Here is a 12,578-nt window from a genome sequence, read left to right as displayed (position 1 = left end):
CCTCCACCGCGTAGCGGGGGAGGGTTAGGGAGGGGGCAACCGGTCGCCCCCCGCAGACTGCCGAAAGAGCCGATGTCCTTCTACCTCGTGCAATTCCTCAGCGGCCTCGCCACGGCGGCGACGCTGTTCCTGGTGTCGTCCGGGCTGACCATCGTGTTCGGCGTGACGCGGATCGTGAATTTCGCGCACGGCTCCTTCTACATGCTGGGCGCCTATCTCGGCTGGACGCTGGTGGAGCGCTGGGGAAGCACGCCGCTGGGCTTCTGGGGCGCGGTGGCCGCCGCCTCGCTGGCGGTCGGGCTGCTCGGCGCGCTGATGGAGGTCGGGCTGCTGCGCCGCCTCTACCGCTCGCCGGAGCTGTTCCAGCTGCTCGCCACCTTCGGCGTGGTGCTGGTGGTGCAGGACGCCGCCTCGTGGATCTGGGGATCGGAGGATCTGCTCGGCCGGCGGGCGCCGGGGCTGCGCGGCTCCGTGGACATCCTCGACCAGCCCTTCCCGCTCTACGACCTCGTGCTGATCGGGCTGGGGCCGCTGGTGCTGGGTCTGCTCTGGTTGCTGTTCAACCGCACGCGCTGGGGAACGCTGGTCCGCGCGGCGACGCAGGACCGCGACATGGCCTCGGCGCTCGGCATCGATCCGGCGCGGCTGTTCACCGGGGTGCTGTTCCTGGGATCGGCGCTGGCCGGGCTCGGCGGGGCGCTCCAGGTCCCGCGCGAGGCGGTGAACCTGCACATGGACATGGCCATCGTGGTCGAAGCCTTCGTCGTCGTCGTGGTCGGCGGCATGGGCAGCCTGACAGGCGCCTTCGTCGCCTCGCTGCTGATCGGACAGTTGCAGGCCTTCGGCATCCTGGTCTTCCCGCAGATCACGCTGGTCCTGGTCTTCCTGTTCATGGCGGTGGTGCTGGTCATCCGCCCCTACGGGCTGCTCGGCCGTGCCGAGGACGCGCCGCCCACCGCCGCCAGCCCCGGCCCGACGCTGATCGCCGCGTCCGGCGCGGCGCGCTGGGCGCCCGCCCTGCTGCTCGCCCTGCTGGCGGCGGTGCCGCTGGTCGCCGGCGACTACGCGCTGATCGTGCTGACCGAGGTGGTGATCCTGGCGCTGCTGGCGGCCAGCCTGCATCTGCTGATCGGGCTGGGCGGCCTCGTCTCCTTCGGGCACGCCGCCTATTTCGGGCTGGGCGCTTATGGCGCGGCGCTGCTGGTCAAGTATCTCGCCGCGCCGATGCCGCTGGCGCTGGCCGCCGCACCGCTGCTCGCCGGGCTGGGGGCGCTGGTTGCCGGCTGGTTCTGCGTGCGGCGGTCGGGCCTCTACTTCGCCATGCTGACCCTGGCCTTCGCGCAGATCGTCTGGTCGGTGACCTTCCAGTGGTATGGCGTCACCGGCGGCGACAACGGCATCCTTGGCGTCTGGCCGCCGGACTGGGCGGCCAGCAAGGCGGCCTATTACTGGCTGACCCTGGCGCTGGCCGGCGGCGCGCTGCTGCTGCTGCGCCGCGCCGCCTTCGCGCCTTTCGGCTACACGCTGCGCGCCGGGCGCGATTCCGCGCTGCGCGCCGAATCGGTGGGCATCGACGTCCGGCGGCACCAGTGGCTGAGCTTCGCCCTGGCCGGCTCCGCCGCCGGTTTGGCCGGCGGCCTCTACGCCTTTTCCAAGGGCAGCGTCTTCCCCACCCTGATGGCCGTTCCGGTGTCGGTGGACGCGCTGGTCATGGTGCTGATGGGCGGCATCCAGACGCTGAGCGGCCCGGTGGTGGGCGCGGCTCTGTTCCACCTGCTGGAGACCGAGGCGATGAGCCGGACCGACTGGTGGCGGCTGGTCCTGGGCGCCGTCATCCTGGTGCTGGTTCTGGCCTTCCCCAAGGGCGTCGCCGGCTTCGTCCGCGACCTGTGGACCCGCGGGAGGGACTCATGAGCCGCCGCCTCGCCGTGCAGAATCTCCAGCGCGCGTTCGGCGGCGTGCAGGCCGTGCGCGGCGTGTCCTTCGCGCTGGACGCCGGGGAGGTCCTGGCGCTGATCGGGCCGAACGGCGCCGGCAAGACGACCTGCTTCAACCTGCTGAACGGCCAGCTGCGGCCCGACGCGGGGACGGTGCGGCTCGACGGGATGGACATCGTCGGCCTGCCGCCGCGCCGCATCTGGCGGTTGGGCGTCGGCCGCACCTTCCAGATCACCGCCACCTTCGCCTCGATGACGGTGCGCGAGAACGTGCAGATGGTCCTGCTCTCCGTCCACAGGCGCCTGTTCGGGCTGTGGACCCCGGCCGCCTCCGGGTTCCGCGACGAGGCGATGGCCCTGCTGGAGCGTGTCGGCATGGGCGCCCAGGCGGAGCGGCCCTGCGGCGTGCTGGCCTATGGCGACCTGAAGCGCGTCGAACTCGCCATGGCGCTGGCCGGCGACCCGAAAATCCTGCTGATGGATGAACCCACCGCCGGCATGGCCCCCGGCGAGCGGCAGGAGCTGATGGCGCTGACCTCCTCCCTCGTCCGCGAGCGCGGCCTCGCCGTTCTGTTCACGGAGCATGACATGGACGTTGTGTTCGGCCACGCCACCCGCATCATCGTGCTCGACCGCGGCCAGCTGATCGCCGAGGGCACGCCCGACGCCGTGCGCGCCGACCCGCGGGTGCAGGCCGTCTATCTGGGAGGTGCGGCATGACCGGCCAGCCCCTTCTGAGCGTTCGCGGGCTTCAGGCCTGGTACGGACGCGCCCACATCCTGACCGGAGTCGATCTGGCGGTGGGCCGGGGCGAGGTGGTCGCCCTGATGGGCCGCAACGGCGCTGGCAAGACGACGACAATGAAGGCGATCATGGGCCTGCTCGACCGGCGCTCCGGCGCGGTGGCCTTCGACGGGCGCGAGGTCTCCGGCCTGCCGCCGCACCGCATCGCGCGGCTCGGTCTCGGCTATGTGCCGGAGGACCGCCGCGTCTTCACCGACCTGACGGTGGAGGAGAATCTGGAGGTCGGCCGTCAGCCGCCCCGCGACGGTGCCCCCCACTGGACGCCGGAGCGACTCTACGCCCTCTTTCCCAACCTCGCCGAGATGCGGGGCCGCCGCGGCGGGCGGATGAGCGGCGGGGAGCAGCAGATGCTGACGCTCGCCCGCACGCTGATGGGCAACCCGTCGCTCCTGCTGCTCGACGAACCGTCGGAGGGGCTGGCCCCGCGCATCGTGCAGCAGATGGCCGACGCCCTGCGCGCCCTGAAGGCCGAGGGGCTGTCAATCCTCGTGTCGGAGCAGAACCTCGCCTTCGCCGCCGCGGTCGCCGACCGCGCGAGCGTCATCGAGAAGGGGCAGATCCGCTTCGAAGGTCCGATGCGGACGCTGCTGGAGGATGAAACGGTACGCCGGGCCTATCTGGCAGTGTGAAGGCGGATCACACCAGCATGTCGAGGACGCGCTTGGTGTTGTCCTGCGCGGCCTGCATGACCTTGACGTTGGCGGCGAAGTCGGTCTGGGCCGAAGAGAGGCTGACCACCACCGCCGGATCAAGGTTGCCGGCGGCGAGCTGCGCCCCCGCCTCGTCGGCGCGGGACTGGGCGCCCTGAAGCCCCGCCAGGGCAGAGGCTTGGACGTCTTGCAGGGACGGCATCCGCGGTGCGCCGAGCGCGCCGATGTCCATGGCGGGACCCCTCGATTGATCGGCGACCATCCTACCCCTTTTTCGGAGGAAAAGCGATGGGGACCCGCCTGTGGGGACCGGCGGGCTGGTTCAGCCCTTCGCCAGCCAGACGGCCAGACGGTCGAGAAAGGCGCCGGCTTCCGCGGGGTCCTTCAGGCTCCATCCGGCGGCGCTGGGGGCCGGCGGGTCCATGACGCGGATGCCGAATCCCCGCCCCTCTCCACGCGCCGCCAGGGCGCGGAAGGCGTCCTCGTCCGTCTCGTCGTCGCCGAGGTAGAGCGGCAGCGTCTCCGGGCCCGCCAGCCCCAGGGTGTCGAGCAGCGACAGGACCGCCTTGCCCTTGTCCCAGGGGACGTTGGGCCGCAACTCGTGAATCTCCTTGCCGCCGGTAACGCGCAGCGTCGGGAAGGCCGCCGCGACATCCCGCACCGTGTCGCCGACCAACGCCTTGCGGTCCGGGACCACCCTGCGGGTGTGGATGGCGATGGCGAAGCGCTTGCGCTCGACCAGCGCGCCCTCGACGCCGTGCAGGCGCCGCAGCAGGTCCGCTTCGGCCGCGTCGAGGTCGCCCAGATACTCCTCGCCGATCTGGGTGCGCAGGCCGGGGCCGCGGATGTCGAAGCCATGGCTGCCAGCGTAGATCAGGTCGTCGATCCCGACATGGCGGGCCACATCCTCCAGATCGCGCCCGCTGACCACCGCCACCGGGCACAGCCCGGCCAGCCGCCGGATCACCGCGCGCACGGACTCGTCGAGGACCGCCAGATCGGGCCGCTCCACGATGGGCGTCAGGGTGCCGTCATAATCGAGGAAGACGGCGGGGCGCCGGTCGCCCAGCATCGCCGCGAAGGTGTCGAACCGGACGAGCACCGACGGCTTGCCTTCGGGGGAAGCGGGGGGCTGCTGGTCGGTCACGGGCGGCTCTCCTTCATTGTCCTGGTGCATCCTATGTGGGTGCTGTCGCGTCGGCGCACGATCGGAACAACGGGAAAGCGCGCCCCAGGGTCCGGAGGGAGCCTGGGTGCGGAGCCGGATGCGTCAATCAACGATGTTATCGCATCCGATACGATTGTGACTCTCCGGTCACAGCGACCCCGGAAAAAGCAACGGCCCCGCATGGGGCCATTGCTTCGGGGTTTTCACCCACCTGAGATCTTTGTTAATTTTGCAGCGCAGCAAGAGATTGCTGCTTCGCCCTTCTTGGGCGTTTCCTCCCTAAACTCAGGCCGCTGTTCGTCAGCGGCCTTTTTTCTGCCAGAAACCTGTCCCTTCTGGCAATCCCTAACAAACACCATACCCCAACAAATCCAGCGGCATAATCCGCACAAATTGAAGGGTTTTACCCCTCACGACGCGCTCTTGCGCCACAGGCCCCGCCGGGTTTTCCTGTCGGCCCACCACCGACTCCCCGCCGCAGCCCATCGGGTGCCGAATTGAGCCATGCACACAGCCCCGCTGCCGACCGGCCGCTGACGGCGCTCGTCAACGCCACGCTCCACACCGGAGACTCGGTGCTGGCGGGTGCCGCCCTGCTGATCGACGGCCCGGCCATCGCCGCCATCGTCGCACCCGAAGCGATTCCGCTGGAGGCCGCGGTGATCGATCTCGGCGGCGGCATCCTCGCCCCCGGCTTCATCGATCTCCAGGTGAATGGCGGTGGCGGCGCGCTGTTCAACGACACGCCCGACCTGCCGACGCTGCGCCGCATCGCCGAGGCGCATCGCCGCTTCGGCACCACCGGCCTGCTGCCCACCCTCATCACCGACTCGGCCGAAAAGCGCGCCGCCGCCGTCGCCGCGGTGCGCGCCGCGCTGGCACAGGGAATGCCCGGCGTGCTCGGCATCCATCTGGAAGGCCCGCACATCGCGCCGGAACGCCGCGGCGTCCACGACGCGCGCTTCATCGCGCCGCCCGACGCGGACGATCTCGCCCTGCTCGGCGGCCTCTCCGGTCTGCCGGCCCTGGTCACGCTGGCGCCGGAGGCGGTTCCGCCGGAGCCGATCCGCCGGCTCGCCGCCGCCGGCCTGCGCGTCGCCGCCGGCCACAGCGCCGCCACCTGGGCGCAGGCCAAGGCCGGCTTCGCCGCGGGAATCACCGGGGTGACCCACCTGTTCAACGCCATGAGCCCGCTCGGCTCCCGCGAGCCCGGCATGGTCGGGGCCGCGCTGGAGGACGATGCGGTCTGGTGCGGCATCATCGTCGACGGGCACCATGTCCATGACGCCTCCGTCCGTCTGGCCTGGAAGGCGAAGGCCCCCGGCCGGCTGTTCCTGGTGACCGACGCGATGCCGCCGGTCGGCGCTCCCGAAGATCACCCGGCCGGCAGTTTCCAGCTCTACGGCGAGGAGATCCGGGTGGAGGACGGGCGCTGCGTCACCGCCGACGGCACGCTGGCCGGTTCCGCCCTGGACATGGCGACGGCGGTGCGCAACGCCGTGGAACGGGTCGGCATCCCGCTGGACGAGGCGCTGCGCATGGCCTCCGCCTATCCGGCCGATTTCATGGGGATGGCGGGACGGCGCGGCCGCATCCGGCCCGGCCTGGCCGCCGACCTCGTGCATCTCGACGAGCGGCTGCGGGTGCGGGCGACCTGGATCAGCGGCAAAATGGCCGTTCCGTGAAACACCCCCTGCACGCGCGCGAAAATCTGTCGTATAGAGGCCGCAGAATTTTGACCCTCATACGCAGCATCGAGGAGAGTTACCCATGGACATCGCCCTGATGGTTCTGGCCGTCGTGTTCTTCTTCTGGCAGACCGTTTCCGAGTGATCGGGGTCCGGACATCCGGACAAGCGAAAGGGCGGCTCCCCGGCGGAGCCGCCCTTTCCGTTTCTGACCCATCAGTTCGGCCGCCGGATGGAGCCCTCAGTCGGCCAGCGCCCCGCCATGGATCTGCGGGTGTTCCAGCCGCGCATGGGCGGAGGCGACCAGCCTCAACGTCTCCATGATCGTTCCGATCGCCTCGTTCAGGTCGGCCCGGCCGGCCGGCACGGGCATTCCCGACAGGACCGATTCCAGATCGTCGGCGGCGTCCTGCAGGAGGACGCAGGCCTCCTCCAACTGGCGTTTGGCCGTTACGCCGTTTGCAGCATGCGACAAAGGCGCCTTCTGCATATTGCGATAGGCATTTTGATTTGCAGTTTGCAGCGAAGCCCCGCGCCGTCCCTTCTGAAATCCCGTGATGAAGCCGAACATGGGCCCTCTCCCTTCCGTGTCGGAGGGTATAGAGCAAAAGCCGCGCCAATTTCGAAACATCGGCCGAAGGGATCACGCCTTGGGCCAAAGCCACGCCGCGCCGCGCATACCGCTTTCGGCGCCATGGCGCGCCCGGAGGAAGCGGGTGCGGGGGGCCGGGCTCAGCGCCCAGCGTCCCCACCGGGCCGGCACGGCCTCGTAGAGCCCCGGCAGCTCCGACAGGCCGCCGCCGACCACCACCGCGTCGGGGTCCAGCAGATTGATGACGGCGGCCAGCGCGCGGGCCAACGCATCGGCATGGCGGTCCAGCGTCGCCCGCGCCGGCGCGTGGCCGGCCGCGGCGCGGGCGGCGATCTCCGGCGGCGTCAGCTTTTCCCCCGTTCGCCATTGGTGCAGGCGGGCCAGCCCGGCGCCGCACAGCAGCGTCTCGATGCAGCCCTCCCGCCCGCAGCCGCAGGGCACGGGCGGGCCGTCCTCCGCCACCCGCCAGGGCAGCGGGTTGTGCCCCCACTCTCCGGCGAGCGCGTTGGCGCCGGGCAGGATGCGCCGGTCCGCGACGATCCCGCCGCCGACGCCGGTGCCCAGGATGATCCCGAAGACCAGCGGCGCCCCGGCGGCGGCGCCGTCCATCGCCTCCGACAGGACGAAGGCGTTGGCGTCGTTGGCGATGCGCACCGGACGGTCCAGCGCCCGCGCCAGATCGGCGGCAAAGGGCCGCCCGTCCAGCCAGGGCAGGTTGACCGCGCGCACGGTGCCCGCGGCGGCGTCGACGATGCCGGGCAGGCACAGGCCGACCGCGGCGTCCCGGCAGCCCGCCCCCGCCTCCAGCGTCGCCACGGTGGTCGCCAACGCTTCCAGCGTCTCCGCATAGCCGCGCGGCGTGTCGGCGCGGTGCCGCGCCCGCTCCGTACCGTCGGGTGCCAGAAGGGTGGCGGCGATCTTGGTGCCGCCCAGATCGACGCCGATTCGCATCGGACCCATGCCCATGACGGACTCCCAGCGCGGGTGGACAGTGAAGGGGGTGGAAAAAGCAGTCCCCCCTATAGCGCAGCGCTCCGCCCGAAATCAGCCATCCCGACGCGCGCCTCCTCCATAAGAGGTGGCGGTCCCGTCCCTTTGCACCGTCGCAGGACGACGGCGGACCACTAGAGTCAGGAGTGTCACTTCCATCAATTGGATTGCGCGCGCCCCCATGGACCGTTCCGCTCCGAAAGCCACGCCATCCTCGAATCGCTCTGCGGCGAAGGCGAAGCCCCAACCCCAGGCCGCCGGCCTGCGCCCCGACCAGACGGAGGTCTTCGACGGCCTTCTGCTGGCCCTGCTGGCGCGCAAACGGCTGCTGGTGCTGGTCGGCGAGGCCGGGTCCGGACGGGCCGCGGTCTTCCACCAGCTCGTCGAGCAGGTCGGCTCCGACGGGGCGCTGGTGCTTCCGGTCGCCGCCAGCGCCGGAGCGCAGGTGGAGGATCTGGTGTCCGCCGCCGGTGACGCCGCCCTGCCCTCCGACAGCGACGACCGCGATTTCGACACGCTGATCGAGGAGCTGGAGGAGCGGCTCGACCTCGCCGGTACCGGCCTGTTGGCGGTGGAGAACGCCGGCGTCCTGGCCGCCCCGACGTTGGCCGACCTGATCGACCTCACCCGCTCCGAGACGCCGAGCGGGCGTTTCCTCCAGGTCCTGCTCTGCGGCACGCCGGAGATGGAACGGACCCTGGCCCGCCCCGGACTGGCCGAGGCGGTGCGCGAACTCGGCGTGATCTACCGCATGACGCCCGGTGCCGGCCCGTCCGTCGCCCCCACCGCCGTCATTCCCTCCGCCGGCCCCTCCGCCGGCCCCTCCGTCTCCCCCGTTGCCGGGCCGGTGGCCGCCCCGCCGCGCGCCGCTCCCCCGCCGCCGCGCCGCACCGCGGAGCGCGACGCCAACGACTGGCCGGCCAACGATTGGGACGCGCCGGACGGCTGGACGATCCCGGAAACCGGCGCCCCGGTCGCCGATCTGCCCGCCAAGCGCCCGCGCCGCCGCGCCGCGCTGGCCGGAGCGGCGATCACCACGCTGATCCTGCTGGGCGCCGCCGGCGCCGGCGTGGCCCTGACCGTTCCCGGTGCAACGCCCGAACGGGCGCTCGATTACGCCCGGCAGGGCTGGCAGGACCTCCGCAGCTTCGTGACGGAGCGGGTGCACAACCCGTTCACCGACGAGCCCAGCCTGGGCAGCCGCGGCCCCGACACGCTGGCGATCGCCCGGCCGCAGAACCCCTACCTCGCCTCCCTCCCCGCCGAGGCGGGTGTTCCGGTCGCCGGCCCCGCGCCGACCAGGACCGACGCCCCGCCGCCCGCCGCGCGCACCATGAACGCCACGCCGGCCCCGAACCCGGCGACGACCCAAGCGCCGACAGCGGCGCCGACACCGGCCCCCACCCCGACGATGGCGGCGAAGCCGGAACAGCCGCCCGTCGCTCCGGCGGCGCAATTGCCGAAACCGCCGGTGCCGGTGGCCGATCCGTTGGCCGCGGAGCACACCCAACCGCCCAAGCCGCGGGCGACCGAGTACCGCACGGAGCAAAGCGAAGGCCCGACCGGTTCCGCCACCCTGCCGCCGCTGGTCGATGAGCCGGCGCCCCAGATGGCCGCCCCGGCGATGCCCCAGCCCGCGCCCCCCACGGCGTCCACGCCCTTCTCGGCCAGCGACAACGGCCTGAACCCGCGCGTCCGCACCCTGGTCGATCAGGCCCGCCGGCAGATCGCCGCCAAGCTGCTGACCACGCCGCCGAACAACAACGCCTACGAGACGGTGTCGCGCCTGCGCGAGATCGCCCCGGCGACGCCGGAGATCCAGGAACTCCTGACGACCATGGAGGAGACCTACCGCCGCTGGGCTTCGCTGGCGGAGCGCGACGGCAATTGGGACGAGGCGCGGCGCTTCTACGAGCGCGCCCTGATCGTCGCCCCCAACACCGGCGACCTGCGCGACCGCATCAAGGCCGCCGGCGAAGGGCGCGTCCTGCCTGCGACACCCACGGCCTCGGCGGCGCCCGGCACCCCGCCGGCGACGCCGGCCACCGCCGAGGCCAAGCCCGGCCTGGACAGCCGTGACGGCGCCATCGCCCTGATGCGCCGCACCGACGAGCTGAAGCGCGCGCTGGATGGCGGTGCCGATCCGAACAAGCGGGTGGACAACGGCAAGACCCTGCTGATGCTGGCCTCCGAACAGGGGCTGACCGACGCGGTGCGGCTGCTCATCGACCGCCGGGCCAAGACGGAGCTGCGCACCGCCGACGGCGCCACCGCGGTGATGTACGCCGCCTGGGGCGGGCACGAGGCGGTGATCCACGCGCTGGCCGCCGCCGGGGCCGAACTCGACGCCACCAACGACGACGGGAAGACCGCGCTGATGGCCGCCGCGGCCCGCGGCCATGAAGGGGTGGTGAAGATCCTGGTCGACCGCGGCGTGTCGGTGGACCGGGTGGCCACCCACGGCTGGTCGGCCCTGATGTACGCCGCCAACAACGGCCACGACCGCGTGGCCCGGATGCTGGTGGAGCGCGGCGCCAACCCGTTCCGCATGGACACCGCCGGGAACTCCGCCCTCACCCTCGGCGCGCTGCAGGGCCACATGCAGGTGGTCGAGGCGCTGAAGCCGCACTGACCAACAAGCCAAGCAAAAAACGGCGGGCGCCCCCAGGGACGCCCGCCGTTTTCGCATGTCGATCCTGCTGAACCCATTTCCGAGCCGTTGCCGTTCAGGCGGCTCTGATCTCCGCCAGGAAGCTCTCAATCTCCTTGCGCAGCGTTTCCGACTGGCGGGCCAGTTCGCCCGACGCGCTCATCACCTGACCGGCCGCCGCACCCGTCTCGCCTGCGGCCAGCGTGACCTCGGTGATGCTGCCGGAGACCTGATGGGTGCCCGTCGCGGCCTCCTGGACGTTGCGGGAGATCTCGTTGGTCGCGGCGCCCTGCTCCTCGATGGCGGCGGCGATGGTTGTGGAGATCTCGTTGATCTGGCCGATGATGCCGCCGATGGCCGAGATGTCGCGCACCGCGCCGTCGGTCGCGCCCTGGATGGCGGCGATCTGGGCGGCGATCTCGTCGGTCGCCTTGGCGGTCTGGGAGGCGAGATGCTTCACCTCGCCGGCGACGACGGCGAAGCCCTTGCCGGCCTCGCCCGCCCGGGCGGCCTCGATGGTCGCGTTCAGGGCCAGCAGGTTGGTCTGGCTGGCGATGTTGGTGATGAGGCTGACCACCTCGCCGATCTTCTGCGCGGCCTCGACCAGACCGCGCACCGTCTCGTTGGTGCGGGTCGCCTGCTCCACCGCCTGCCCGGCAATCTGCGAGGAGCGCGACACCTGCGTCGCGATCTCGCGGATCGAACTGGCCATCTCCTCCGTGGCCGAGGCGACGGTCTGGACGTTGGCGCTGGTCTGCTCTGCCGCCGCCTGGACGGCGGTTGCCTGGATGTTGGTCCGTTCGGCCATGGAGGTCATGCTGTGGGCGGTGGCGTCCAGTTCGGACGCGGCGGCCGCCACCGTGCGCAGGGAGGCCGCGGAGGAGTCGCCGAAGTGGCTCACCAGCCGTTCCACGGCTTCCGCCCGGCGCTGCTTGGACGCCTGTTCCGCCGCCTGGGCGGCGGCCAGCCGGTCCGCCTCGATCAGGCCGTCCTTGAAGACCTGCACCGCGCGGGCCATGGCGCCCAGCTCGTCCTTGCGCTGCGCACCGTCCACGGCGACCGTCAACTCGCGTCCCGCCAGCCGGTTCATCACCCCGGTAAGCTGCTGGATCGGCTTGGAGACACCGGCGATGATCACCAATCCCATCGCGGCGCCGAGAAGGGTCACGATGGCAATGACGATGATGAGCAGCATCCTGCTCGACGCGTAGATCGCCTCGCCATGGTCGGCGGCGATGCGGCCGTTACGGATGTTGAATTCGGACAGTTCACGCATGAGCTCCTGGGCCTTGCGGAACTCGGCGCGCGAATCCCCCCGGTAAAGCTCGGTCGCTTCACTGTCGCGATTGGCGCGTGACAAAGGGAGAAGCTTCTGATTGCTCAGATTTTGATAACGCTCCCAGTGCCCCATGAGCTTCTGGAACGTCTCCATCTCGTAACCGGGAGTCAGCATGCCTTTATACTTGCGGGCGGCTTCCTGAAAATTTTCCAGGGCCGACCGCAAGCTCTTCTCCTCCTCGGCCTTCTGAGCAGGATCGGAAACCAAAATATGGGCAGACTCCAGAATGCGGTAGAATTCGAAATAGTCGGTGAGCCGGGAAATCTCGCCAACACTCGGCAGCCAGTTGTCGCGGATGTCTTTTCCCGCGTCATTCACCGTCGAAATGCGGTCGATGCTGAAAATACCCAAACCGATGATGAACATGACAAGTATGAAAAACGAAGAGGCAATCTTCGTTTTTATTGTTATGTTCGAAAGAACAGACATGCGACACTCCCTCCGCGAATTCACAGGACGATCAGCGTGATACTTTGTGCAGAAAGTTTGTTTTGATTGTTTCCCCTTAGGCGCGATGAGTCCCATCAGCGATGACGCGCGCGACCACAACAGACATGCACGTCACGCAAGAACTTCCCAACGCGCGAGCACACAGGCCAAACGCTTGATTTGAACAACAGGCGGTTGATGATGCTTCATCTGGATCAGATGGCCTTCAGGCACTTGCCGGTGCATGCCAATGCTAATCTGGATTGCGTCCAGTACGTTTGTTATATCACGGAATAAGTAAATCAGTCATTAAAGCGCTATGAAAGCTGCG

General features: G+C 70.2%; 10 protein-coding genes. 5 read left to right on the top strand and 5 right to left on the bottom strand.

The genetic code is table 11. The features are described from left to right. Positions 1-72 precede the first annotated feature (72 nt). The 3 genes from ACWPN7_RS22350 to ACWPN7_RS22340 are packed head-to-tail and all read left to right on the top strand — an operon-like array spanning position 73 to position 3,370. Positions 73-1,914 (top strand): ABC transporter permease, encoded by a 1,842-nt coding sequence (locus ACWPN7_RS22350; protein ID WP_459195895.1) that lies wholly within the window; start codon positions 73-75, stop codon positions 1,912-1,914. Further along, entirely contained in the window at positions 1,911-2,657 is a 747-nt protein-coding gene (locus tag ACWPN7_RS22345) for an ABC transporter ATP-binding protein (protein WP_038526762.1), read from the top strand. Before ACWPN7_RS22350 ends, ACWPN7_RS22345 begins: the two co-directional genes overlap by 4 nt. Further along, entirely contained in the window at positions 2,654-3,370 is a 717-nt protein-coding gene (locus tag ACWPN7_RS22340; RefSeq protein ID WP_038526759.1) for an ABC transporter ATP-binding protein, read from the top strand. Before ACWPN7_RS22345 ends, ACWPN7_RS22340 begins: the two co-directional genes overlap by 4 nt. Positions 3,371-3,377: 7 nt before the next feature. On the opposite strand, the gene ACWPN7_RS22335 is transcribed toward ACWPN7_RS22340, so the two are convergent. Beyond that, positions 3,378-3,623 (bottom strand): hypothetical protein, encoded by a 246-nt coding sequence (locus ACWPN7_RS22335; protein WP_014241082.1) that lies wholly within the window; start codon positions 3,621-3,623, stop codon positions 3,378-3,380. 90 nt (positions 3,624-3,713) lie between these two features. Then, positions 3,714-4,538: a trehalose-phosphatase gene (otsB, locus tag ACWPN7_RS22330; RefSeq protein ID WP_459195896.1), complete on the bottom strand. Its 825-nt coding sequence runs from the start codon at positions 4,536-4,538 to the stop codon at positions 3,714-3,716. Positions 4,539-5,056: 518 nt separating this feature from the next. On the opposite strand from otsB, the gene nagA reads away from it, so the two are divergent. Beyond that, the gene (gene nagA, locus ACWPN7_RS22325; RefSeq protein ID WP_459195897.1) at positions 5,057-6,244 is read left to right on the top strand and encodes an N-acetylglucosamine-6-phosphate deacetylase; all 1,188 of its coding nucleotides are present in this window, start codon (positions 5,057-5,059) and stop codon (positions 6,242-6,244) included. A gap of 244 nt (positions 6,245-6,488) precedes the next feature. On the opposite strand, the gene ACWPN7_RS22320 is transcribed toward nagA, so the two are convergent. Further along, positions 6,489-6,818 (bottom strand): hypothetical protein, encoded by a 330-nt coding sequence (locus ACWPN7_RS22320; RefSeq protein ID WP_137103306.1) that lies wholly within the window; start codon positions 6,816-6,818, stop codon positions 6,489-6,491. Between the two features lie 72 nt (positions 6,819-6,890). Beyond that, positions 6,891-7,805, bottom strand: a complete 915-nt coding sequence (locus ACWPN7_RS22315) for an ROK family protein (protein WP_459195898.1) — start codon at positions 7,803-7,805, stop codon at positions 6,891-6,893. Between the two features lie 205 nt (positions 7,806-8,010). On the opposite strand from ACWPN7_RS22315, the gene ACWPN7_RS22310 reads away from it, so the two are divergent. Further along, positions 8,011-10,461: an ankyrin repeat domain-containing protein gene (locus tag ACWPN7_RS22310; protein WP_459195899.1), complete on the top strand. Its 2,451-nt coding sequence runs from the start codon at positions 8,011-8,013 to the stop codon at positions 10,459-10,461. A gap of 94 nt (positions 10,462-10,555) precedes the next feature. Here ACWPN7_RS22310 and ACWPN7_RS22305 read toward each other — a convergent pair whose 3' ends face one another. Next, positions 10,556-12,247, bottom strand: a complete 1,692-nt coding sequence (locus ACWPN7_RS22305; protein ID WP_459195900.1) for a methyl-accepting chemotaxis protein — start codon at positions 12,245-12,247, stop codon at positions 10,556-10,558. Positions 12,248-12,578 lie beyond the last annotated feature (331 nt).

The sequence above is a fragment of the Azospirillum sp. UENF 312511 genome (assembly GCF_058780635.1).
This window is presented reverse-complemented; position numbering and strand designations above follow the sequence as displayed.

Coding starts and splice junctions, on each gene's coding strand:
- ACWPN7_RS22350 (WP_459195895.1), top strand. CDS start 73: ATGTCCTTCTACCTCGTGCAATTCCTCAGCGGCCTCGCCACGGCGGCG.
- ACWPN7_RS22345 (WP_038526762.1), top strand. CDS start 1,911: ATGAGCCGCCGCCTCGCCGTGCAGAATCTCCAGCGCGCGTTCGGCGGC.
- ACWPN7_RS22340 (WP_038526759.1), top strand. CDS start 2,654: ATGACCGGCCAGCCCCTTCTGAGCGTTCGCGGGCTTCAGGCCTGGTAC.
- ACWPN7_RS22335 (WP_014241082.1), bottom strand. CDS start 3,623: ATGGACATCGGCGCGCTCGGCGCACCGCGGATGCCGTCCCTGCAAGAC.
- ACWPN7_RS22320 (WP_137103306.1), bottom strand. CDS start 6,818: ATGTTCGGCTTCATCACGGGATTTCAGAAGGGACGGCGCGGGGCTTCG.
- ACWPN7_RS22315 (WP_459195898.1), bottom strand. CDS start 7,805: ATGGGCATGGGTCCGATGCGAATCGGCGTCGATCTGGGCGGCACCAAG.
- ACWPN7_RS22310 (WP_459195899.1), top strand. CDS start 8,011: ATGGACCGTTCCGCTCCGAAAGCCACGCCATCCTCGAATCGCTCTGCG.
- ACWPN7_RS22305 (WP_459195900.1), bottom strand. CDS start 12,247: ATGTCTGTTCTTTCGAACATAACAATAAAAACGAAGATTGCCTCTTCG.